At 68.2% G+C, this 23718-nt stretch carries 19 protein-coding genes; 16 read left to right on the forward strand and 3 right to left on the reverse strand.

Annotation, left to right across the window (positions count from 1 at the left end):
• Positions 1–180: 180 nt before the first annotated feature.
• The 7 genes from QN350_RS13900 (at position 181) to QN350_RS13930 (ending at position 9059) form a co-directional block, all read left to right on the forward strand.
• Entirely contained in the window at positions 181–468 is a 288-nt protein-coding gene (locus tag QN350_RS13900) for a hypothetical protein (protein ID WP_323516732.1), read from the forward strand.
• 3 nt (positions 469–471) lie between these two features.
• Complete coding sequence (recR, locus tag QN350_RS13905; RefSeq protein ID WP_134534232.1) at positions 472–1071, forward strand: recombination mediator RecR; 600 nt, start codon at positions 472–474, stop codon at positions 1069–1071.
• 130 nt (positions 1072–1201) lie between these two features.
• Positions 1202–2542, forward strand: a complete 1341-nt coding sequence (locus QN350_RS13910) for an aspartate kinase (RefSeq protein WP_281536107.1) — start codon at positions 1202–1204, stop codon at positions 2540–2542.
• Between the two features lie 73 nt (positions 2543–2615).
• The gene (locus QN350_RS13915; RefSeq protein WP_134534228.1) at positions 2616–3677 is read left to right on the forward strand and encodes an aspartate-semialdehyde dehydrogenase; all 1062 of its coding nucleotides are present in this window, start codon (positions 2616–2618) and stop codon (positions 3675–3677) included.
• 6 nt (positions 3678–3683) lie between these two features.
• Complete coding sequence (locus tag QN350_RS13920; RefSeq protein ID WP_323516735.1) at positions 3684–6206, forward strand: EAL domain-containing protein; 2523 nt, start codon at positions 3684–3686, stop codon at positions 6204–6206.
• A gap of 16 nt (positions 6207–6222) precedes the next feature.
• Positions 6223–7875: a sensor histidine kinase gene (locus QN350_RS13925; protein WP_323502562.1), complete on the forward strand. Its 1653-nt coding sequence runs from the start codon at positions 6223–6225 to the stop codon at positions 7873–7875.
• Between the two features lie 26 nt (positions 7876–7901).
• On the forward strand, positions 7902–9059 hold the full coding sequence (locus QN350_RS13930; RefSeq protein WP_281535928.1) for a GGDEF domain-containing protein: 1158 nt from the start codon (positions 7902–7904) through the stop codon (positions 9057–9059).
• A 40-nt stretch (positions 9060–9099) separates the two neighbouring features.
• Here QN350_RS13930 and QN350_RS13935 read toward each other — a convergent pair whose 3' ends face one another.
• A complete protein-coding gene (locus QN350_RS13935; protein ID WP_322138039.1) occupies positions 9100–9714 on the reverse strand; it encodes a hypothetical protein in 615 nt (204 codons plus the stop codon).
• A gap of 120 nt (positions 9715–9834) precedes the next feature.
• Between QN350_RS13935 and QN350_RS13940 the strand changes: the two genes are divergently transcribed.
• A complete protein-coding gene (locus QN350_RS13940; protein ID WP_322138038.1) occupies positions 9835–11289 on the forward strand; it encodes a glycosyltransferase family 2 protein in 1455 nt (484 codons plus the stop codon).
• Positions 11286–11777 (forward strand): hypothetical protein, encoded by a 492-nt coding sequence (locus tag QN350_RS13945; RefSeq protein WP_323502560.1) that lies wholly within the window; start codon positions 11286–11288, stop codon positions 11775–11777. The genes QN350_RS13940 and QN350_RS13945 overlap by 4 nt, the downstream gene beginning before the upstream one ends.
• Positions 11778–11831: 54 nt before the next feature.
• Here the strand turns inward: QN350_RS13945 and QN350_RS20030 are convergent, their stop codons facing one another.
• Both QN350_RS20030 and QN350_RS13960 read right to left on the reverse strand, forming a co-directional pair.
• On the reverse strand, positions 11832–13115 hold the full coding sequence (locus QN350_RS20030) for a response regulator (RefSeq protein WP_416173007.1): 1284 nt from the start codon (positions 13113–13115) through the stop codon (positions 11832–11834).
• 85 nt (positions 13116–13200) lie between these two features.
• A complete protein-coding gene (locus QN350_RS13960; protein ID WP_322138036.1) occupies positions 13201–14199 on the reverse strand; it encodes a glycoside hydrolase family 6 protein in 999 nt (332 codons plus the stop codon).
• A gap of 208 nt (positions 14200–14407) precedes the next feature.
• Between QN350_RS13960 and QN350_RS13965 the strand changes: the two genes are divergently transcribed.
• The 7 genes from QN350_RS13965 to QN350_RS13995 all read left to right on the forward strand — a co-directional run.
• On the forward strand, positions 14408–15841 hold the full coding sequence (locus tag QN350_RS13965; RefSeq protein WP_416347737.1) for a malate:quinone oxidoreductase: 1434 nt from the start codon (positions 14408–14410) through the stop codon (positions 15839–15841).
• 139 nt (positions 15842–15980) lie between these two features.
• A complete protein-coding gene (locus QN350_RS13970; protein ID WP_322138035.1) occupies positions 15981–18125 on the forward strand; it encodes an intein-containing Rv2578c family radical SAM protein in 2145 nt (714 codons plus the stop codon).
• A 122-nt stretch (positions 18126–18247) separates the two neighbouring features.
• Positions 18248–19528 (forward strand): sensor histidine kinase, encoded by a 1281-nt coding sequence (locus QN350_RS13975; RefSeq protein ID WP_322138034.1) that lies wholly within the window; start codon positions 18248–18250, stop codon positions 19526–19528.
• Positions 19525–20904, forward strand: coding sequence for a hypothetical protein (locus tag QN350_RS13980; protein WP_322138033.1), 1380 nt, complete (start codon positions 19525–19527; stop codon positions 20902–20904). The genes QN350_RS13975 and QN350_RS13980 overlap by 4 nt, the downstream gene beginning before the upstream one ends.
• 54 nt (positions 20905–20958) lie before the next feature.
• On the forward strand, positions 20959–21678 hold the full coding sequence (locus QN350_RS13985) for a thymidine kinase (protein WP_322138032.1): 720 nt from the start codon (positions 20959–20961) through the stop codon (positions 21676–21678).
• Between the two features lie 177 nt (positions 21679–21855).
• Positions 21856–22512 (forward strand): response regulator transcription factor, encoded by a 657-nt coding sequence (locus tag QN350_RS13990; protein WP_322138031.1) that lies wholly within the window; start codon positions 21856–21858, stop codon positions 22510–22512.
• Positions 22509–23718, forward strand: a 1210-nt coding sequence (locus QN350_RS13995) for a hypothetical protein (protein WP_323516738.1), incomplete at its 3' end; no start/stop codon positions are given. The genes QN350_RS13990 and QN350_RS13995, both read left to right, overlap by 4 nt.

Below are 23718 nucleotides of genomic sequence, written 5' to 3' on the forward strand. Positions count from 1 at the left end.
TGTCGCCGTCGGGGTCAAGACCCTCGTCGACGGCGCTCTGCCTGGTCGCCAGGACGGCGGCGTAATCCCGCGGCAGCCCCGGTAGCCTCGGCGCCGTCGGCACCCCGTCCGACGGCATCCGCTGCCCGCCAGAGCGAACCGCCTTACGACGACGAACCGCCGCCCTACGACGACAGCGACGTGCCGCCGGACGAGGACACCCCACCGGACCGCAACGCGGGCTCGGCCCGACAGGGTCAGAACCGGTCGGCCCCGCGCCAGGTGCCTCCCGCACCCCAGGCCCAACAGGCACCCGTCGACCGCAACGTCACGCACACCGGGCCGAACACTATCGCCCCGAACGGCAGGCGCAGCCCGGCCTTCGAGGAGAAGCAGCGCTACGGGGAATCCGTCGTCCGCGAGGTCCTCGGCGCGACCTTCCTCGAAGAACAGCCGTACGAACCGGCACCCCGAACCAGAGGCGACTGACCCATGTACGAAGGAATCGTCCAGGAACTCATCGACGAACTCGGCCGCCTGCCCGGAATCGGACCCAAGTCGGCGCAGCGCATCGCGTTCCACATTCTGCAGACCGAGAGCTTCGACGTCACCCACCTCGCCAATGTCCTCCTCGAGGTGCGCGACAAGGTGCGATTCTGCGAGATCTGCGGCAACGTCTCCGAGCAGCCCACGTGCATGATCTGCCGAGACCCGCGCCGCAACCCCGCGATGATCTGCGTCGTCGAGGAGGCCAAAGACGTCGTCGCGATCGAGCGCACCCGCGAGTTCAAGGGTCTCTACCACGTGCTCGGCGGGGCGATCAGTCCCATCGACGGCATCGGGCCAGACCAGCTTCGCATCCGCCAGCTGCTGCAGCGCCTCTCCGACAACACCGTCCAGGAAGTCATCATCGCGACGGACCCCAACCTCGAGGGCGAGGCGACGGCGGCCTACCTCTCGCGCCTGCTGACGACCCTAGAGATCACGGTCACCCGGCTCGCCTCCGGCCTGCCCGTCGGCGGCGACCTCGAGTACGCCGACGAGGTCACCCTCGGCCGTGCCTTCGAGGGCCGCCGCACCGTCACGAACTGACCCGGGCCGCGCGCCAGCCCGACCCTCCCGTGCGTGGCGTCACATTGCCGGTGTCGAATACATCAGCATTTAGGATGGGAGAGGGGCTATGCCCGCCATGCCCGCAGACCCGAACCCCCAGGAGCGCCACGTGAGCTTGATCGTGCAGAAGTTCGGCGGATCATCCGTCGCAGACGCCGAAAGCATCAAGCGCGTCGCCAAGCGCATCGTCGACACCCGCAAGGCCGGTAATGAGGTCGTCGTCGCCGTCTCCGCGATGGGCGACTCCACGGACGAACTACTCGACCTCGCCCACCAGGTCACCCCGATCCCGGCACCACGCGAGCTCGACATGCTCCTCACCGCGGGTGAACGCATCTCCATGGCCCTTCTCGCCATGGCGATCAAGAGCATGGGCTACGACGCCCGCTCCTTCACCGGCAGCCAGGCCGGCATGATCACCGACGCGCACCACGGCGCCGCACGTATCGTCGACGTCACGCCCGGTCGCATCCGCTCGGCCCTCGACGAGGGCGCCGTCGCGATCGTCGCAGGCTTCCAGGGCTTCAACCGCGACACGATGGACATCACGACCCTCGGCCGCGGCGGTTCGGACACCACAGCCGTCGCCCTCGCTGCCGCACTGAACGCCGACATCTGCGAGATCTACACGGATGTCGACGGCGTGTTCACCGCCGACCCGCGCGTCGTACCCCGGGCGCACAAGCTCGACCGCATCTCGAGCGAGGAAATGCTCGAGCTCGCCGCCGCCGGCGCAAAGGTCCTCTACATCCGGGCCGTTGAATACGCCCGCAGGCACGGGGTGACCCTGCACGTGCGCTCCTCGTTCAACAACAATCTCGGCACGATCGTGTACAACCCCGACACGACCGACCCGGCGACCGCGCTCCCGGACGGAACCGTCGGAACGCCCCCCGTTACCAGCACGACCGAATCCCTGATCGGAGAAAAAGTGGAAGAGCCCATCATCGCCGGGATCGCCGCCGACCTCAGCGAGGCCAAGGTGACCGTCGTCGGCGTTCCCGACATCCCCGGCAAGGCCGCGCAGATCTTCAAGATCGTCGCGAACACCAACGCCAACGTCGACATGATCGTGCAGAACGTGTCGGCCGCCGCCACCGGGCTGACCGACATCTCCTTCACGCTGCCGAAGTCGGAAGGACAGCGGGTCCTCACCGCGCTGACCAACGAGCGGGGCAATGTCGGGTTCGCGAGCCTGCAGTACGACGACCAGATCGGCAAGCTTGCCCTCGTCGGCGCCGGCATGCGCACCAATACCGGTGTCTCCGCGAAGCTGTTCGCCGCCCTCTACGAGGCCGGGATCAACATCGAGATGATCTCGACGAGCGAGATCCGCATCTCCGTCGTCACCCGCGCAGACACCATCAACGAGGCGCTTCGGGTCGTGCACACCGCGTTCGACCTCGACGACGACGCCGAAGCCGTCGTGCACGGCGGCACCGGCCGCTGAGCCGCCCCACCCGCAATCAGACCGACAGCCAGCACGCTAGACAGCACGACAGACAGATACTAGGGAAGAAATCGTGAGCAGCACAGCAGGAATCCACATCGGAGTCGTCGGCGCAACCGGCCAGGTGGGCGCCGTCGTCCGGCACCTGCTCGAGCAGCGGGACTTCCCGGTCGCGGGCATCCGTTACTTCGCCTCTGCACGTTCGGCCGGAACCACCCTGCCCTGGAAGGACGATCGGATCGTCGTCGAAGACGCCGCGACGGCCGACCCGACCGGGCTCGACATCGCGATCTTCTCCGCGGGCGCGACCCTGTCCAAGATCCAGGCCCCTCGGTTCGCCGCTGCGGGCGTCACCGTGATCGACAACTCTTCCGGCTGGCGCATGGATCCCGACGTTCCCCTCGTCGTCAGCGAGGTCAACCCCGAAGCCATTCACCACGCGGTCAAGGGCATCATCGCGAACCCGAACTGCACCACGATGGCCGCGATGCCCGTGCTCAAGGTCCTGCACGACGAAGCCGGGCTGCAGCGCCTGATCGTGAGCACCTACCAGGCCGTGTCCGGCAGCGGCCTCGCCGGTGCCCAGGAACTGGCGAGCCAGATCCGCGCCGCCGCGCACAGCGACAACCTCCTCCAGCTCGTCCACGACGGGTCCGCCGTCCCGATGCCCGAACCCGTGCTGTACGTGCGCCCGATCGCCTTCGACGTCGTTCCGCTCGCCGGTTCGATCGTCGACGACGGACTCTTCGAGACGGACGAGGAAAAGAAGCTGCGCAACGAGAGTCGCAAGATCCTCGAACTGCCCGACCTGCTTGTCTCGGGTACCTGCGTGCGGGTGCCGGTCTTCACGGGCCACTCCCTGTCCATCAACGCCGAATTCGCGAACCCGCTCTCGGTCGCCCGTGCGCTCGAGCTGCTCAAGGATGCTCCGGGCGTCGTGCTCACGGACGTCCCCACTCCGCTCGAGGCCGCAGGCAAGGACCCGAGCTTCGTCGGTCGGGTCCGCCAGGACCCCGGAGTGCCGGATGGGCGTGGACTGGCCCTGTTCATCACCAACGACAACCTGCGCAAGGGCGCCGCGCTCAACGCCGTCCAGATCGCCGAACTCGTCGCCGCGGACCTGCTCGCGTCCTGACCGACGGTGACTTTTCCGGTCGCGGAGGCGACCGCCGGACCGCGTGCACTACTGTGGAACACCATGGGCGGGTATCGCGTTTCAGAGGGCGTGCGGCGCGTGATCATCGCACTCTTCGCGACCATCGCCGGCGTCGTCGTGGTCTCCGCGATCCTGTCGCTGACCGGTCAGCCGGGGTCCGCCTGGTGGGTCGCCGCCACCGGTGTCTTCTGCGCCGCAGCGCTCAACGTCTGCTGGGTGCGCCTGGGCCCTGAACGGCATCGCAGCCCCGTCGTGAGCCTGCCCATCCTGGTGCTGCCCGTGCTCTACACCGTCGTCAGCCCGCTGGCCGCGGCCGGCGCCATCGTCCTCGGAGTGCTGCTCATCGTCCTGGTGCGCTCCCGACGCGTCGACGTCGCCCTCTACAGTGCCGGACTCACGGGAACCGGTAGTGCCGCGGCCGTCGCCGTCCTCGCAGACGCGACCGCCTTCGGCCTCCCCAGTTATCTCGCCGCCGGTTGCGCCGGCGCCGCGTATGTCGCGCTCGTCGCGATCATCGAATACCTGCGGATGGTGTTGGTCCGGCCGATCGCGAACCGCACCGGCCCCCTGATCGCGCCGGCGCGGCTGGCGCTGATGGTGCTCGGCTGTGCACTCCTGTCCGCGCTCGTCGTGGTCTTCCACGACGCAGGCCTGGCCGTCAGCCGGGACCCGATCGTGTTCGTGATTGCAACCCTGCTCGCCTTCACCCTCGTCGGCGTCGGGATCAAGCTCATCGGCCGCGTCGTCACGATGCGCAGCCGGCTCACCGGACTCATCACGGGCGCTGCGGCGCTCGGCGCCGCCGGGCGCGAGGACATCTCCGCCGGCCGTGTCCAGTCCGGGCCTGAGGACGATGCCGAGGCTACCTCCCGGGTCCTCGCACTGCTTCACGAGGCCGTGCGGACGACCATCGGCGTTGAGTACGTCGCCGTGCGCGACCACGCGGCGCGCGTCGGGGAGATCAGCGCCCCCATCCTGCTGTCCGAGTCCGACACCCGGTTCGTCGTCGCGGGCCGCGAGCCGATGGGTGGCGTCTTCACCGCCGACGACAGGAGCGCACTCAACGCCCTCGCCCGCGCGGCCGAACTAGCGATGAGCGCCCACTACAACATCGGCGGCCTCACCGCCCGCGCCAACACCGACCCCCTCACCGGCCTGCCGAACTACCGGGCCTTCCAGACGGCGCTCGCGAACATCAACGACCACCGTGACTATTCGGAGGCCCTCGCCGTCCTGTTCCTGGACCTCGATGATTTCAAGCGTCTCAATGACCGGCACGGGCACCAGAGCGGAGACGACCTGCTCAGGGAACTCGGCCGCAGGCTGCGCATGGTCGTGCGACCGAGCGACGTCGTCGCTCGGGTCGGCGGCGACGAATTCGTCGTGATCCTCACTCACCTGGCCTCTCTCGGCGAGGCGAAGGAGATCGCCGAACGCATCCTCGAGACCTCCGTGCAGCCGCTCACTCTGGGCTCGAGCAGCTACACCCCGACGCTCAGCATCGGTCTTGCCTATTCGGCCCACCGGGAGATGGATGTCTCCCAGCTCGTGCAGGACGCCGACCGGGCCATGCTCGCGATCAAGAAGTCGCGGCGTCGCGGCGGACCGGCCAACGAGAGCAGTATCAACATCTCGAGCCACCGCTCCTCCCAGATCAACGACATCATCGCGCACGCCATCGATGAGGACCTCCTCGAACTCGCGTTCCAGCCGATCGTCAGCCTCGTCACCGGCCAGATCTGGGCGTTCGAGGCACTTGTCCGCTACAACGACCCCGTTCTCGGCCCGCTGTCGCCGCCGTCCATCGTGGAGAAGGCCAAGGGACTCGGCCGGATGGACGCCCTCACCCGGCAGGTCGCCGTGAAGGCCATGGCCGCGGCCGCCGACTTCCGCCTCGTCGAACCCCGGGTCACGTGCATGGCCATCAACGTCGAGGCCGGGCAGATCGTGCCCGACCGGGTCGGTACCTTCATGGAAGACCTCGCCGGGCGGTACCCGGGAATCTCACTCTGCCTCGAGCTCAACGAGCGTTCGGTCGCACGGGTGACCCCCGCCATCCGCTCGCAGGCCGACCGGCTGCGCGACCTGGGGCTGCTGATCGCCCTCGACGACTACGGCTCCCAGGATTCCTCGGTCGACGCACTCGTGCGGATGCCCATGGACATTCTCAAGATCGACCGCAGCCTCGTCGACGACCTCGACGACATCCGCCAGCGCGAGGTGCTCACCGCCCTGCAGGGCTTCGGCGACAACCTTGAGTACTCGATGATCGTCGAGGGCGTGGAGAACGAGGCGATGGTCAGGCACCTCGCGGCCATCGGCATCCGCAGCGCCCAGGGATTCCACTACGGCGTTCCGGAGAGCTTCGAGAAGACCCTGTCCCGTCTCGAGCGCTACGGAGCCGCCGCGGTCGTCCCTGCGGTCGTACCCGCGGTCCTCCCCGCGGTCGACCTCGCGATCGAACCGCCCGTTGCCGCAGAGGCACCTGCTGCAGCCCCGGCACCCTGACCGATAGTCTCAGTCCATGAGTGAGACCGGGACGAACCGCGCGGTGAGGTCGAATCCGTCGCGCCTCGATCGTTCCGTCTTCCTCTCCCAACTCCTCCTCGCCGGCGCGACCCTCTTCCTCGTCGCCGTCACCGGGCTCACCGCGATCCAGCGACTGAGCGCCCCGATGTTCTTCCTCGGCGTGCTCCTGATCTTCATCGTCACGGCCGTCAGCGCCCTCGTCACGTGGAGCGACCACTCCAAGTACTGGATCATCCTGCTGCCCGTCGTCGACATCATCGCGATCGTCCTGATCTGGCAGGCCCAGGCGGCCATCGGCGCGAGTTTCCTGCTGGTGCTTCCCGTGATCTGGCTCTCGACGCACTTCGGAGCGAGGGGTGCAGCGGGCAGCGTCATCCTGGCCGCCGTCATGATCTGGGGCGGGACCCTGTTCCGTTCCGTGCCCATTTCATTGGCCGACGTGCCCCAGCTCGCGATGATCCCGGCCATGCTGGGCTTCGTCGCGGTGACGACCCACCTGACGACAAAACGCGCAGCGGCCCAGCGCGTGCTCCTCACCCAGCAGGCCGGCCTGTTCGAGTCGGCCCTGCGCCGTTCCCGCCGACAGGAGCAGACCCTCGACGAACTCTTCAATGCGGTGGACTTCGGGGTCGTCGGTTTCGATCGCACCTCGACAGCGAATTTCCTGAACCGTGCCCAGCGCGAGCTGCTCGCCCTCTACGGCACGAGCGACAACCGGCCGGCAGTGGTCAGCACGGTCTTCCACGAGGACAGAGTGACCGCGTACGCCGAGAGCGACCGACCCTACTCCCGGGCGCTCCGCGGGGAGACCATCGACCGCCTCACCGTCTGGGTCGGCGAACCAGGTCAGCAGCAGGCGGCTCTCCTGGTCTCCGCGCGGCCGATCATCGACGACAACGGCGACTACGACGGCGGTGTGATGGTCTCGCGAGACGTCACCGCGGAAGTCAGGGCGATCCAGGCTCGCGACGACCTCGTCGCCTCGGTGTCGCACGAGTTGCGCACCCCACTCACCTCCATCCTCGGCTACCTCGAGCTCGCTCTCGACGACGAACGGCTCGACCCGTCGACCAGGGGCATGCTCGAGGTCGCGTCGAAGAACTCCGACCGACTGCTCGAGATGGTTTCCGGATTGCTGACCGATGCGAGTGATTCCAAGCACGAGCCGTTGCTCAACGTCGCCCCGTGCGACCTGGCCGGGATCGTCACGGACGCCCTCGAGTCCGCGGGCCCGTCAGCCGCCAAGCGCAGCATCGGATTCGATGTCGACGCCCTTCCCGCTGTCACGGTCGAAGCGGATGCGTTCCGGTTGCGGCAGGTCGTCGACAACGTGCTCTCGAACGCGATCAAGTACAACGTCGATGCCGGGCGGATCGGTGTCACCCTGGCCGTCGATGACGGGCTCGCGTTGCTGCGGATCTCGGACACCGGCAGGGGCATGACGGCAGAGGAACAGACCAAACTCTTCGACCGGTTCTACCGCGCGGACTCCGTACGGAATTCCAGTGTGCACGGCACCGGGCTCGGGCTGAGCATCAGCAGGGACATCATGCGCAAGCACGGCGGAGACCTGCGCCTCGAATCCACCAAGGGAAAGGGTTCGGTGGTGGTCTTCACGCTCCCCCTGACGTCGGTCGCCAGCCGATAGACTGACCCGCAGAAGGGGGCCAGCACTTGGACTCAACCACGCTCTTTATCGTCAGCGCGCTCATCGTCGTGCTCTGCGGGGTGTCGTTCATCCTCAACACAGCCCTCAACCGCAATGACCCTGCGGGAAAACTCTGGAGCCTCGCCTTCATCGCGGGAATCGCCGTCGCCTTCGGCTACGGTGTGGCGATCATCGGGGCATCGAGCTGGTGGGGCCTCATTGTCGGCAACGTCGGCCTTGTCGTGGTGTCCGGTGCGTTCTGGAGCGGGTCGCGCGTCTACAACTCGCGGGAGTCCCTGCTCTGGACCGTCGGGGCAGCCGGCGCGGTCGTCGCGATCTGGACGCTCATCACAGCGCCAGGAGGAGACGCCTGGGGTGCATCAGCCGTGACCTGGGTTGCCATGGCCGCCTTCGGCGCCCTGGGCGGTTCCGAGGCGCTGCGGGGCAGGCTCGGCAGGAACATCAACGGCAGGATCCTGGGGCTGAGCCTCTGGATCGTCGCGATCTACACGTCGGCGCGAGTGGTCGCCTTCGTCGCTCTCGGCACCGATGACCGGGATTTCTCCCGGTTCTTCGGCACTGGATCCGCGTCGATCGTCAATATGTCGCTGATCGTGGTCGGTTCCATCGCCATTTCGATCCTCCGCGCGGAGAAGCTCGGCAACAACGCCGTCGGGGACTTCACCGATGGCATCCACTCTGCCGCGGGTGTGATGACATCGAGCGCCTTCGTGCAGGCCGCGACCGACCACATCGAGAGGGCAGACCGCTGGCAGCTCGGACTCGCCGTGATCGGTGCCGACATCGACAACCTCCCGGAGATCAACACCGCCTTCGGGCGCACCGCCGGTGACGCCGCCATAGCCCGATTCGCCCAGACGCTGCGGTACAGCTCGCCTGTGATGGCCCTGATCGGGCACCCCGCCGCCGGCAGCTTCCTCATTCTGGTGAGTGTCTCGTCCGCAACGGAGGCACGGGGCATCACCGAACGCATCCAGACGGCGCTTGTCGACGAACCGGTCACGGACTCCTTTCGGATCCGCCTGACCGCGAGTTTCGCCATCGCGGACACCTTCGACCACGGCTACGAGCTCGGCGTGCTCACGTCGGCCGTGACAGAGGCCATCCGCACACTCAAGCGCGGCGGCGGCAACGACATCACGGTCGTCTCAGAAGCCGTCTGAAACCCGACGGACCCCGTCGCGGAATCCACCCGGCCGGGGACTATCCGGCGGGGGTGAGTGCGACGGTGATCTCGTCGCTCGCCGTCGACTTGGCGAAGGCCGCTGAGGTCGGCGTCGACTGCACGAGGACCTCGTAGGTGAATGCCAGCGTGATGCTCGTCGCAGCGGGATCGACGGCGGGCAGGATGAACGTCTGGCTGTAGCTGTACGGCGTCTTGATCAGATAGCCGGGTGCGATCGAGGCCTGGTCCACCGAGGCGGGCGGGGCGGTCAGCGGGCCGCCGGGGCCCTTGACCGAAGCGACGACGCTCACCCGGGAGAGGTAGACGGCCTGGCCGTCGTCCGTGCCGAGGGTTCCGATCAGCGAGAAGCTGATCGGCTTGTTCGCGGCGGGAGTCCACTCGCCGATGTTGAGCGTCGACCAGTAGTTGACGGCGAGGGTGACGTCTCCGGCCCTGAGGTTGCGGGTTGTCGAACCGGTCGCGAGATCGTTGATCACCGGAATGATCGGTGCCACCGAGAACGTCGCCGTCGGCGTGCTCGAGGAGGCGAGACCCGTCGACCAGGGTGCCTGGCCGCATCCGCTCAGACCCGCAGTGAGCAGAAGACCCAGACCAAGTGCGGGAAGCACTCGTGAGAGGGAACGAGCAGGCATGAGGACTCCCGTGGATCGTGTGGTTCACACCCGTTCAGGGGGCTTCGCTTGAGCTTATCTTGCGGAGACCTTGACCGGGGATGTGGCAAAAGTTGCGCTTCGGATGCCAGAGTTAGACCTGTGAACGAGAACCCCCAGAATTCCCCGTATGTCAAGGCCCAGCCCCCGGTTGACCCTTCCCTCGCGGCCTACGCGAACGATTTCACGGAAATCGTCGACGCTCTGCCCGTGTTCCGCCCGACCATCGGGTGCATCGTTCCTTCATACAACGAGGCCGACTCCATCGCCTCGGTCCTGGATTCCTTGCTCGCCCAGACCCGCCTTCCGGACGTGATCCACGTCGTCGTGAACAACACGACGGATGACACGGTCGAGATCGCCAGCCACTACGCCGGCCCGCACATGCGGATGACCGATGGCATCGAGCAGTTCACCGAGATCTTCATCCACGACATCGGGGAGAACCCCGACAAGAAGGTCGGTGCGCTCAACTACGGCTTCTCGCTCATCGAGGGTTGCGACTACCTTCTCGGCGTCGACGGAGACACCACCGCTGACCCCCGCGCCGTCTGGCACCTCGAGGCCGAGATCTCGTCCGACACCCGCGTCGGCGGAATCTCCGCCATCTACAGCATCGACGACAGCCAGATCGACGGCACAATGGGCAAGTTCCTCATTGCCGGCCAGCGCACCCAGTTCGCCGCCTTCAACATGCAGAACATGCTCCGCGGGCGCAACATGGCCGTGCTCGGCGGCCAGTTCTCGATCTTTTCGATCCGGACCCTCCAGGAGGTGATGATCGACAGCAAGCAGTCCACCCCCTGGGTGAAGGACAGCGAGGTCGAGGACTCCCTCCTCTCCCTGCAGATCAAGAGCGCCGGGTACCTGACCAAGATCAGCGCCCAGGCCCGCGCCAACGTCGGCGGCATGACGACCCTGCGCGGCCTCGACGCCCAGCAGGTCAAATGGAACTTCGGCGCCATCGAGCTGATGTGGCCCGGCCAGCGCGGCGACACCAAGGGCCAGCCCTTCCACCCCAATCTCCGCCTCCGCTGGCTCGAGAACTTCTCGATGGCCGTCAACATCATCACCCGCGGCCTGTTCATCGTGCTGCTCGCCGCGTCCCTGTCGATCAATGCCTTCGTGTTCAGCCCGATCTGGCTGATCCCGCCCCTCGTCGCCCTGATGCTCAACTTCCGCACGGCCTGGTCGATGAAGAACCGCAACGGGCGGGACTTCTTCTTTGCGCTGGCGTGGTTCCCCGCCGAGATCTACATGTGGGTGCGAATCGGACACTTCCTCAGGGCCTGGACGAAGTTCGCGAGCAACAAACAGGTCGACAACTGGGCGGAGCAGGCCAAGGCCGAGCGCGGGTCCGGCAACGCCTTCCTCTTCCCACTCATCTTCGCGACGGCCTTCTTCGCCGCGATGGTCTTCATCTGGCTGCAGCTGCCCGTTGTCGCGCAGTCGACGGTGCTCTGGATCGGCTGGCCAATCCTCGGAGTCACCACGATCATCCAGACCCTCACCATGTTCGGCACGCTCGTCAAGCGACACCGGGGCTACCGGGTGTGATCGCTCTACTCGAAGACGGGGCGCTCGAGACGCTGCTCAACCAGGTGGGCGGCGACACCTCGCTGCGCCACCGTTTCCTGCGCGACTTCGTCGCCCTGTGGCCGAGCCGGGCCGAGCGGCTCGCAGAGTCCCTCGCCCGGCCGGACCTCGAAGAAGCGCACGTCGTCCTCCTCAGCATCCGGTCGACGAGCACGATGGTGGGAGCCGTCGTGCTCGAAGCGACCGCTGCCCTCGTGCACACTGCGCTGGCGCGCAATGACGTGCCCGGCTGCCTGCGGCACCTTCCGCGTCTCATCGAGGTCGGGGAAGCGACCTGTGCCGAACTCGCCGTGCTGGCGACCACGGCAGAAGATGCCGAGCGCACGCAGAAGGCCTGGCAGGAGCAGCAAGCGCAACAACAGGCCCACCACGGGCAGCAGTCCCATGACGGTGACCATGCGGCGCCGCCGCGCCGCTGGGAATTCCCCGCGCAACGCGCGCAACACTGAAGCAGGGACGGGCCTCAGGCCCGCCCCTGCACGGCTTCGGCGAAGAGCCGAACCTCAGTCGTCTTCGGAGGCCGCCAGCCGGTAGCCGACACCGCGCACGGTCTCGAGCCACCGCGGGGTCGTGAGACTGTCGCCGAGCTTGCGGCGGAGGTTGCCCATGTGCGCCTCGACGGCACGCTTGTCGGCCTCGTTCACGTAGTACGCGGTCACGTAGCTTTCGCCGCGCAACAGGAGCGCGAGGTCGGCCTTGCTGCGCACCCGGCGCTTGGAGTCGAGCAGAGCCGCGAGCAGGTCGAATTCGGTGCGGGTGAGGTCGAGCTCCGCCGTGCCGAGCACTGCGAGACGCATCTCCGGGCTGAGGCGCAGGCCGTTGTGCTCCATCCAGTCCGCTGCATCCGGAACCGGGGCCTGCGGCTCGATGAGTGCCAGCGCGTTCGAAGGGGTGGATGCCGGCGGCTGGGCCACCGGGGGAGCCGCAGGGCTCGGTGCGGGCACCCAGCCCTGCGGGGGCGCAGGCGTGTACTCGATCGGGGCCGGTGCCCAACCCGACGGCGCGACGACGTAGCCGGGTGGCGGGGCCTGCTGGTACTGCGCAAGCGGTACGGCCTGCGCGGGCGGGGCCTGCTGGTACTGGGTCGGCGGAGCCTGCTGGGTCGGCGGAGCCTGCTGGTACTGCGGGGCCTGAGCCTGCTGCGCCGCCTGCTGGTACGTCGTCGGCTGCGCGGCGGGCGGTTGCTGGTACTGCGGAGCCGAGGCAGCGGGCCGGTATTCGACCGGCGGCGCGGGCGCATACTCTGACGCGGATGCGGCCTGAGCGTACTCGGCGCCGGAGTGCTCTGCGGCCGCATGCTCGGCTGGAGCGGCCGGGTAGGCCGGGTAGGCCTGGGAACCGGAGTCGTCGGAGCCGTCCGCGGCTGCGGCATCCGCATAGGTCGAGGACGGTGAGACGAGGGCCTGGCGGGGGCGTCGCATCATCGCGTCGATCCGGGCGCGCAGCTCGCGCGGGCGGAACGGTTTGGTCATGTAGTCGTCGGCGCCGGCCTCGAGGCCCTGGAGGGTGTCGATTTCCTCGTCGCGCGCGGTGAGCATCACGATGTAGGTCGAGCTGAAGGCGCGAATGCGCTTCGCCGTCTCCAGGCCGTCCATGCCCGGCATACTCACGTCGAGGGTCGTGACGATCGGGTCGTACGCTCGCACCGCGCGCACGCCGTCGACACCGTTGCTCGTCGCAATCGCGTCGAAACCGGCCTGGGTCAGAACGGCCTCGAGGAGATGACGGATATCGTCGTCGTCCTCGATGATGACGGCAACGCGTCGCTCACTCTCCGTTGTTTCCATATCTATCTCCTAGCTGGATCGGCCTGCGACCGAAATCGAACAATGAACGGTGTGCTGTCGAAGTGTGGTGCGCCGGCACCGGGGCCTACCATCCGGCGGCCCTTGTGAGCGCGAGTGCCTGGGCGTTCCACCAGTCCCCAGCGGTAGGGCCGCCGTTGCAGGTTCCGTCGCTCTCGCCCGGCTGCTTGATCCAGAGGTTGGCATCCTGGGCGCCCTGGTTCGTGACGACGGAGGGCAGGACCCCGAGGGCGCGGCCGGGGGGATTGCACCACTCGCCGTTCGAGCCCGCGCCGTTGCGGGAGGTGTCGATGACGTAGTGGGCGCCGTTGGTGAGGCTGGAGAGCTGCTGTGCGTACGTGTGCTCGGCCGCTGAGTCCATGTAATTCGAGACGTTGGTGGCGAAACCGCGCACGGATGCGATGCCGGAGCGGTTGAGCAGCCCGGCCATGGCGGACGGGGCGATCCATTCGGAGTGGCCGGCGTCGAGATAGACGGTGGCCCGCGTCGGCGCGAGGAGGTCGACGGCGGTGTGCACCTCGTGTACCCGCTCTTCGACGTTGTTGCACTGGGTGGCGAGGCTGAGCGCGTCGGGCTCGAGGATCACCACGGCCTCGCGCAGCGTCAGGCTCGTTGCGATCGCCTGAACCCAGCCGGGGTATTCGAGTACCGAGAGCCCGCCGGCGGAGAAGTTGCCGCAGTCCCGGTTGGGGATTCCGTAGACGACGAAGACGGCGGTCTTCCCTTTTTTGACCGCGGCGTCGGTGATCGTCGCGACCTCGGCACCGACCGTGTCGAGCGGATACTTTTCCGGTGTCAGCCAGATCGCCGCCGGCTGGTCGGCGAGCCGGTTCAGGGCGGTCGCTTCGGCTGAACTTGCCCCGGACCGTTCGGCTGCAGCCGCTGCGGCCTGTGATGCCGACGACGACGGGTTGACATAGAACGTCGTCGTCGCGAGCGGGTTCACGGTCTGACCTCCCGGTACCTGAAGGGCGAAGAGGCTGACAAAAGCGCCGAGGGCAAGGACGGGCAGCGCCAGGGCGATGATGCCGAGGACGAGACCTGTACGCGAGCCGGACGAATGCACGAACCCACCCTATAGGGGGGGTTCGACAAATATGTTACGCAGGAGTATCGTCTGACAGTTCATTGCCCGTTTAAGGGCTTTGTCTCGCTGCCCGAACGGGGTGATCAACGGGATGGGGACGCGGTCAGGCGCCCGGGCGCGCGGCGTTACACTCGAACGTGTGAATCCAATGGCGCAGGTTGATGTCGTACTCATTGGGGGCGGCGTCATGAGCGCCACTCTCGGCACCTTGATCAAACAGGTGCAGCCCGACTGGAGCATTGAGGTCTACGAGCGACTCGGCGAGGTCGCCCAGGAGAGCTCGAACCCCTGGAATAACGCGGGGACAGGACACGCCGCCCTGTGCGAGCTCAACTACATGCCCCAGGCGAAGGACGGCAGCGTCACCGCCGACAAGGCCGTGAGCATCAACGAGCAGTTCCAGATCAGCCGCCAGCTCTGGTCGTCCCTGGTCATCGACGGCGTCCTGCCCGAGCCGACGAAGTTCATCAACTCGACTCCGCACATGACGTTCGTGCACGGCAAGTCCAACGTCGAGTACCTGCGCAAACGGTTCGCGGCGCTCAAGGACCAGCCGCTGTTCCACGGGATGGAATACAGCGAGGATCCGGCTGTCATCGGCACCTGGGCCCCGCTGCTCACGAAGAACCGGCCGAAGAACCAGCGCATCGCCGCGACCCGGATCGAGTCGGGCACCGACGTCGACTTCGGAGCTCTCACCCGTTACCTCTTCGACGACCTCGCAACCAAGGGCGTCGGCGTCCACGTCAACCAGCAGGTCACCGGCGTGAAGAAGCTGACCGACGGCACCTGGCGCCTGAACCTCCGGCGTCTCGTCGGCGGGCACCCCAGCACGGTCAAGGCGCGCTTCGTGTTCGTGGGTGCCGGAGGCGGTGCGCTGGCCCTGCTGCAGCAGAGCGGCATCCCCGAGGTGCGAGGCTTCGGCGGCTTCCCGATCAGCGGCCAGTTCCTGCGCACGACCAATCCTGCGGTCGTCGCCGAGCACCAGGCGAAGGTCTACGGCAAGGCGGCCGTCGGCGCGCCGCCGATGTCGGTTCCGCACCTCGACACCCGGCACGTGGAGGGAGAGGCCTCTCTGCTCTTCGGACCCTTCGCCGGGTTCACCCCCAAGTTCCTCAAGTCGAGCACCTGGTTCGACCTTCCCTTCTCGGTACGCGGGCACAACATCGGCCCGATGCTCGCCGTCGCCCGGCACAACGTCGGCCTGATGAAGTACCTCTTCGGAGAGGTCTTCGCCTCCCGCGCCACCAAGCTCAAGGCCCTGCAGGAGTTCATGCCGACGGCGAAGATGGCCGACTGGGAGCTCATCACCGCGGGCCAGCGCGTGCAGGTCATGACGAAGGACCCGAAGGAAGGCGGCGTGCTGCAATTCGGCACCGAAGTCATCACCTCGGCCGACGGCAGCATCGCCGGCCTGCTCGGCGCGTCCCCCGGGGCGTCGACCGCGGCTCCGATCATGGTCGACCTGCTCCAGCGCTGCTTCCCCGAGCAGTACCCCGCCTGGGAGCCTCGCCTCCGCGAACTGATCCCGAGCCTCGGCACGACCCTGTCGGACGACCCCGCCCGTGCCGCGGCATCCCTCGCCGCGACCGCGGCGACCCTGCACCTCACCAACCCCTGACGAATTCGACGGAGTTTGTGAGTTTTTTTGACGTGAGCGTGCGGTTTCGGCCCGTTCTAGACAAAATCTCCGTCGAATCGGTGAGGGCGGATGCCGCCCCACCCTTGCGCAGATATCGAACGTGTGTTCGAATGTGGGTATGCGGTGGAGCGGGCAGGAACTCACGACGGAACAGGCGGGAGCGCTTCCCGGCCTTGCCCGGCTGAACAACCTGGTGCGGAGCGTGCGGACGCCCGAGTTCGCGGGGATCACCTTCCACGAGATCCTGGCCAAGTCCGCGCTCAACCGGGTGCCCGGCCAGAGCGCCATGCCGTTCGGCTGGACGATCAACCCCTACCGGGGCTGCTCTCATGCGTGTACATACTGCCTGAGTCCGGAAACACTCATCCTGATGGCCGACGGGCGGCAGAAGCCGCTCTGGCAGGTCAGGGTTGGCGATGCGATCATGGGCACGGAGACCGTCGGTGCCTACCGGCGGTATGTGCAAACCACAGTGCTCGCTGCGTGGGACACCCGAAAGCGCGGCTACCGCGTCACCCTCGCGGACGGAACCGAGGTCGTGGCCAGCGCAGACCATCGCTTCCTCACCGAGCGTGGCTGGAAGTTCGTCACCCGCGCCACGCGCGGGGACGGCCAACGTCCCTACCTGACCGAGAACAACAAACTCATGGGTTTCGGGCTCAACGGGCTGACTCAGGCGACACAGCCGAACTACTTCGCGCCGAGCTACCGACGGGGGTACTTGACCGGAATGATTCGCGGTGACGGAATGATGATCTCTCGCGACTATCCACGTCGGGCCGGCGGCGGAAACAAAGTGCGGCTCTTCCGGCTTGCCTTGACCGACGTCGAGGCGCTCAACCGCTCGCGCCTGTTCCTCGAACAGGAGGGAGTGGTCACGCAGACTCGCCCATTCTCCGCACCATCCCTCACCAGGCGCGCCCTGACCTCGATCTACTCCGGCAAGGCCGCGTCGTTCGCCCGGATAACGGAGCTCATCCGCTGGGTTGACGACCCCGACGACGATTGGCATGCCGGGTTTCTGGCCGGTGTCTTCGATGCCGAAGGGTCGTGTTCGCAGGGCGTTTTGCGGATCAGCAACAAGGACGCGACGATCCTCGCGAACATTCAGTCGTCTCTGTCCGCACTGGGAATTGATCACGTCTTGGAGGGTGCGCGCCCGAACGGCGTTCGCTGTGTTCGGGTCACCGGCGGGCTGCCGATGCGTTCTCGGTTCTTCAGTCTCGTAGGGCCAGCGATCGACCGGAAACTGTCCATCGCCGGTGCCGCCGTGAAATCCGCGGCGCTGCTCCAGGTCGTGTCCGTGGAGGACCTGGGGACCACGATGGACATGATCGACATCACGACCGGGACCGGCGATTTCATCGCGAACGGGGTCATCAGCCACAACTGTTTTGCTCGCAACACGCACACCTACCTCGACCTCGACGCGGGCAAGGACTTCGACAACGAGATCATCGTGAAGGTCAACGTCGCCGAGGTTCTCCGCAAGGAGCTGGCCAGGCCATCCTGGGAGCGCAATGCCGTCGCACTCGGAACCAACACCGATCCGTATCAGCGCGCCGAGGGCCGATACCGACTGATGCCGGGCGTGATCGCGGCGCTCGCCGACTCCGGCACCCCGCTGTCGATCCTGACCAAAGGCACCCTGATCCGGCGCGACCTCGACCTGCTCGTCGAGGCGAGCACGCTCGTGCCCGTCGACCTCGCCCTCTCGATCGCGATCTACGACGACGAACTGCAGTCCGCGGTCGAGCCGGGCACGCCGTCCACGGCAGCGCGCCTCGCCACCGTGACCGCGATCAGGGAGCGCGGCCTCCGCTGCTCCGTGTTCATGATGCCGATCCTGCCGTTCCTCACCGACACCCGCGCCCACCTCGACGATGCCCTCCGCCAGGCACAGGCCGCCGGGGCCTCCGACGTGATGTACACGGCCCTGCACCTGCGGCCGGGAGTGCGCGACTGGTTCATGCAGTGGCTCGCGAGGGACCACCCCGACCTCGTGCCGCGCTACCACGAGCTCTACGGCCGCAACGCCTACGCCCCCAAGGGCTACCGGCAATGGCTCGCCCTTCGCATCAAGCCGCTGATCCGGGCCCACGGGCTCGAGCACGGAATCGAGGACCCCGTCACCGGCGGTGTCCGCTCCCGTGCGCTCGCCCGCCCGGCCGCCGTCCCGGCATTCCCGAGCCGGCCCGGGCCAGGCTACGGGATGCTCATCGCCGGCGAGCTCCCTCCTGAGTTGCACCCGACCCTGTTCTGAACCCCCGCCATCCGCTGAGGTGTCGCAGATCGACGTTCAACGCTCGCGCGAACCTCGATTCGCGACCCTTCACGCAAGAAGGAGTCCGGCGGATGCGATAATCGACGGAGAACGGAGCGGCAATGACCCTAGGCCTCCCCGACCATCTGGTCGGTACCTCGGTCGGGCGTGCCCTGGCCCAGGCTGCTCACTGGTTCGGCCTCACCTGCCTGATCGGCTCCCTCGTCTCGCTCGCGGTGCTCGGGATCAGCCATCCGAGCGCTCAGATCGGCGTGAGCCTGCTCGGCATCCTCGTGATGGCGATCCTTCTCTTCCTGCTGTCCCGCCACCGCACCGTGCTCCTCTCGGTCGTCTACCTTCTCGTGGGCGCCGTCGTCACCTACGTCGTCAGCGTGACCCTGCTCGGGCTGCCCGAGCTCTTCCACAGCTCGGACGTCTTCCTCGTGTCGATGCCGAAGATGGCGCTCCTGATGGTCGGCGGCGTCGGAACGGGCGCCCTCGTCGGTGTGCTCTGGGGCACCGCCGGTTTCATCCTGGCCGAGACCGTGACCGTGCTCGCCGCCCTCGATACCGGGGTGCCGTACCACCCCGACGCATTCACGGTGTCGACGTACCTCTTCCTCGTCGGGGTGATGCTCGTGAGCGGCCTCGGCCGGCGCAGGCACCGTCCGGTCCAGCTCGCCATGCACCGCGCCCTGCAGGAGGACCAGTCCCGGCTGTTGCGGCACGAACTCGACGTGCGTGCGGTCGCCCTCAGCCAGGACACCACGCTCAACCAGCTCGTCGCGCTCGTGCACGCCCACCCCGGGCCGCTCGGTCCGCACCTGGCCGCCGGCATCCGTGAAACCGTCGACACCCTGCACGGCACCAGCTGGCTCACCGACTCGGACGAGCGGCTCTCCGGACCGGACGGCTGGCTCGACAGCGCGGTCTACTCCGCGATCGAACGCTGCCGCGACCGCGGCCTCGTCGTCGAGGTCACGGGGGAGCGCGCCGCCCTCGGCCGTCTCGACGCGGTCGCCGACCGCGAGCTCGGCCTCGCCGTGCAGCAATGCCTCATCAACGTCATCCTGCACGCCGGCATCGTCTCCGCAGAGGTCGTCATCGAATCCACCGACCACGATCTCTCCGTCATGGTGATGGATGCCGGCCGCGGCTTCACGGAATCGGAGACCGGCGCCGACCGCCTCGGCCTCCGCCAGGCGGTCCGCCGCCGGATCGAACGCCTCGGCGGCTCGGTCACGATCATGACCCGTCCTGGCGCGGGCACCTCCGTACTCCTGACCGTGCCGGCACCCCCCGGCGACGCCGTCCAACGGCCCGGCACCGGTGCGGCAAGCGGCCCGGCATCCGATCCGTCCGGCGACACCGCGAGCGACGCCGGGATCGGCTGGCCGCTGTGAGCCGCAGTTCCCTGACCCAGCAGCAACTCGACCCGCTCGGAGCCCTCGCCGCATGGCCGCTCGCGCCGGCGATCGCCGTGATCATCACAGTGTCCGCGGCGGTGACCACGGTCACCCAGGCGGATCAGGCCGTGCAGGCCGGGAACGCGCCCCTGGGCTCCCTCGCGATCGTGGCCGTCACCCTCGCCGCGATCCTGCTCGTCTTCGCCTCCCGCCCGAGGAATGCGCCCTTCGGGGGCGGCGCGCACTCTGCGATCGCCGCGCTCGCCCTCGTCGCATACCTGCTCGAACAGGCCTCGCGCTGGAACCACAACGTCCTGATCCAGGACGATTTCGGCCCCGTGGCGATCGGCCTGCTCCTGCTGGGCCTCGCCCCGTACCGGCCGTGGCGACAGATCGCGGCATCCGCCGGGGTCCTCGCCGTCATCGTCGCCGCGGTCACCTGGGTGCAGGCCCCTTTCCACTCGATCGACGTGCCGCCCGTGGTCTTCGTCACCGTCGCGGTCACCCAGGTCCTCGCTCCCGCGCTCGCCGGGGCCGCTTACTCCCGTCGACTCGTCGGCTCCCTCCTCGCCTGGCAGACGGATGCCCGCCGCGCGATCATCGAGCGCACCGAGGAGACCCGGGCACGTGTGGTCAGGGCCGTCGTCGAGCAGCAGCGCACCGAGCTCGCCACCGGCGTGCTCCCCCTCCTCACCGAGGTGCTCGACCACGGCGAGATCACGAAGGCCGACATCGTTCGCGCGGGTGCGCTCGCCGCCGACGTGCGCAAGGCGCTCCTCCGCGAGCTCGACAAGACCTGGCTCGACGCGGCCGTAGCCAGGGAGCGCGCGGCACTCCTGGCCCGCGGCATCACCCCGCTGCTCGTCGTCGCCGATCCCGACCGCCGCGCCGCCGCATTCCACACCGACCAGCGCGCCGCGACCGCAGCGCTGCTCGGCGCGCTCTGCGCGGCGAAGGGCTTCGACCCCTGCAGCCTCGTCGTGCAGGTCACCGCGGGCGACGAGTTCCGGGGCACCGGGTCCCCGCGGCCCGCCCTGACCAGGTCCCCGCTCACCACGACGTCCGAGATCCCGCTGAGCACCTCCCCGCTCCGCACGATCCCCGACCGCGGGCCCCGGCGCGAGACCGCCCCGGGTGCCGGGGCCCCGGCATCCGCCCCCCGCCTCGACCAGGTCACGATCCAGGTTGGCATCGACCTCCCCGCCCGGGCCGTGCGCGCCCTGCTGCGGCCGTACCTCGGCGTCCTGCACGTGGTGTTCGGGCGGGTACGCGTCTCCACGAGCCGGGCGTCCGGCCGTCGTCCGCTCGTGACCCTCGAGTTCGACGCGGAGCACGGCCCCGAACGCCGACGCCTCGCACGCCCAGTACGCTGAACTGACCCGGGGCAGACGAACGCGCCGGGTGGCGCAGAGGGGGATTCCAGTACCGTGGCAAAACTGTACTTTCGCTATGGAGCGATGAACAGCGGCAAGAGCACGTCCATGCTCCAGGCCGCATACAACTACGAGGAGCGCGGTCATCGTGTGCTGCTCGCCAAGCCGTCCGTCGACACCAAGGGTGATCGGGGCATTCTCTCGCGCCTCGGCGTGACACGCGGCGTCGACTTCCTGCTCACCCCCGAGACGGATACGTACGCCCTCTTCCAGGAGCACCGCGCGCAGGTCGTCGCCCGCGACGGGCTCGACGTCAGCGCCCTGCTCGTCGACGAGGCGCAGTTCCTCACCGAGGCCCAGGTCGACGACCTGCTCCGGATCGCGATCCTCGAGAACATCCCCGTCCTGGCGTACGGGATCCGTACCGACTTCCAGACGGTCGCGTTCCCCGGCAGCCGCCGCCTGCTCGAAATCGCGCACAGCCTTGAAGAGCTCAAGACCATCTGCCGGTGCGGGCGCAAGGCCGTGTTCAACGGCCGCAAGATCGACGGGCGCTTCGTCTTCGACGGTGACCAGGTCGCGATCGACGGGGCCTTCGTCACCTATGAGTCCTTGTGCGGCTCCTGCTATCTCGAGGAGAGCGGCGGACGGCTCGGCCATCGGGCCATGAACGCGGGGAGGGGGCGCCCGGCCGGCTCCCCAGAAGACGTCGTCCCTGGCGAGACCGCGAGCGCCCCACATGCCCCCCGGCGCGTTCCCCCGGTTTCACCATAGGACCAGCACATCGTCTTCGAAAAGCCGTCATTTCCGATGGCACCCGAACGGGCGCGGCGGCAATAGGAATACCCCCGGCAGCAGGTTCAGCTCCGCCGGTCTACAGCACCGCCCCGTAGTACCGTTCAGTACCGCGCCGCCGTTGCCGCCACCAGTATGGCCTACCCGAAGGTTCTCGTGCCCACCTACCGTATTGCCCTGATCGACGATCATGAGATCGTCGCGCGCGGTTTCGCCGCCCTGTTTTCGACGATCCCCGAGATCCAGGTCGTCGCGACGGTCGCGACCGTGACCGAACTGCTCGAATCGACCGCGCAGACGAGCCACCCGGTCGACCTGGTGATCCTCGACCTGCGGCTGTCCGACGACTCCGCTGTCGGAGATAACGTCGACCGGCTACGGGCCGCGGGCTCCGCCGTCCTGGCCTTCACAGCGGGCGATGACGCGCTGCTGATGCGCACGGCCGCCCGCAGCGGGGTGCTCGGCGTGGTGCGCAAGTCCGAACCGACCGCGGTGCTGCTCGACGCTGTGATCCGCGCAGCCTCGGGGGAACCGATCCCTTCGACCGAGTGGGCGGCTGCCCTCGACGGCGACCCCGAGCTCAACGACGCCGGGCTCAGCCCGCGGGAACGCGAGGTGCTCTCCCTCTACGCGGCCGGCGCGAAGGCCCCGCTCGTCGCCGCCCGCACCGGCCTCGCCGAGGCGACCGTGATCGACTACATCCGGCGGGTCCGCTCGAAGTACCAGCGCGTCGGGCGCCCGGCCAACACGAAGATCGACCTGTACAAGCGGGCCCTCGAAGACGGCATCCTGCCGGTCCCCGGCCAGTCGTGAGGCGCACCCGGCGCCCGCTCGCCGGCCTGACCGCCGCCGAGCGCCTCGCCCGGGTGCTCTACACGTCGATCGGTCCGACCGCGGTCGTGTTCTGCCTCCTCAGCTACGACTCTTTTCTCGCCCAGCTGTGGTCGCCGCATCCGCTCGGAGCAGGTCTGGCCTGGGCCCTCGTCTTCGGGCTGCCCGTCATGCTCGGGGTGCTGTCCCGACGGGCGTCGCTGCGGCTGCTGCGCCGGATCGCGCTCGCCGAGGGGGTCGTGTTCCTCGTGATCCTGGTTTTCTGGCTGTCATTCCGGGCCACGCCGCTCCCGGCCGGCGCGGACATCCCCTGGGCCCTGACCTTCACCGGGGTGCCCGTCCTGGCCGTCGGAGTCGCCACCCGCGACCGCGTCGGTTGGGCCTACCTCATCGTTGCGTGCACCCTCAGCGGACTTGTCCGCGCCGCGACCTCGACGGATTCCCTGCCGATCCTCGTCGGACTCGAAGACGCCGCATACTCGATTCTTCTCGTCGGCGTCTTCCTCGGCCTGATGATGGCGGCCCGCCGCAATGCCGTCCGGGTCGACGCTGCGACCGTCGCCACCCGGGCGGAGATCGCCGCCGCCGCCGCGGGAGTGGCCCGCAGCCGCGAGCGAGTGGCGATCGACGCGCTCGTGCACGACAGCGTCATCTCCACCCTGCTGATGGCCGGCCGCGGCGGCATCCCGGCCGGCGTCCTCGCCGAGCAGGCCGCCACGACCCTGGTGCGCCTCGACGCAGTCAGGGAGCGGGCGTCCGGGCAGCGCGTAACCAGCCCCGAGCTGACCCGCCGGCTCGACACCCTCACCGCCCAGATCACCCCCGATGCGGTCGTCCGCTCCGACCTCGACGACCGCTTCGCCGTGACGGCCGCAGCAGCGACGGCCCTGCTCGGCGCCGTCGGCGAGGCCCTGCGCAACTCCCGGGTCGCAGCCGGGGCCGGCCTCGCCCGGCCGGTGTCCCGCAGCGTCACCGCGCGGATGCTGGGCACCGGCATCCGCATCACCGTCCGAGACGATGGGGTCGGCTTCGATCCCGCCGGCGTCCCGGCTGAGCGCCTCGGCATCGCCCGCAGCATCGTCGACCGGATGCGCCGGGTGCCGGGAGGGGCGGCCACGGTCTGGTCGCGGCCGGGCGCCGGCACCGAGGTCGTGGTCTCCTGGACGCCGGAGGCCACGACCCAGGCCC

The sequence above is a fragment of the Cryobacterium sp. 10I5 genome (genome assembly GCF_035019865.1).
Lineage (GTDB): Bacteria > Actinomycetota > Actinomycetes > Actinomycetales > Microbacteriaceae > Cryobacterium > Cryobacterium breve_A.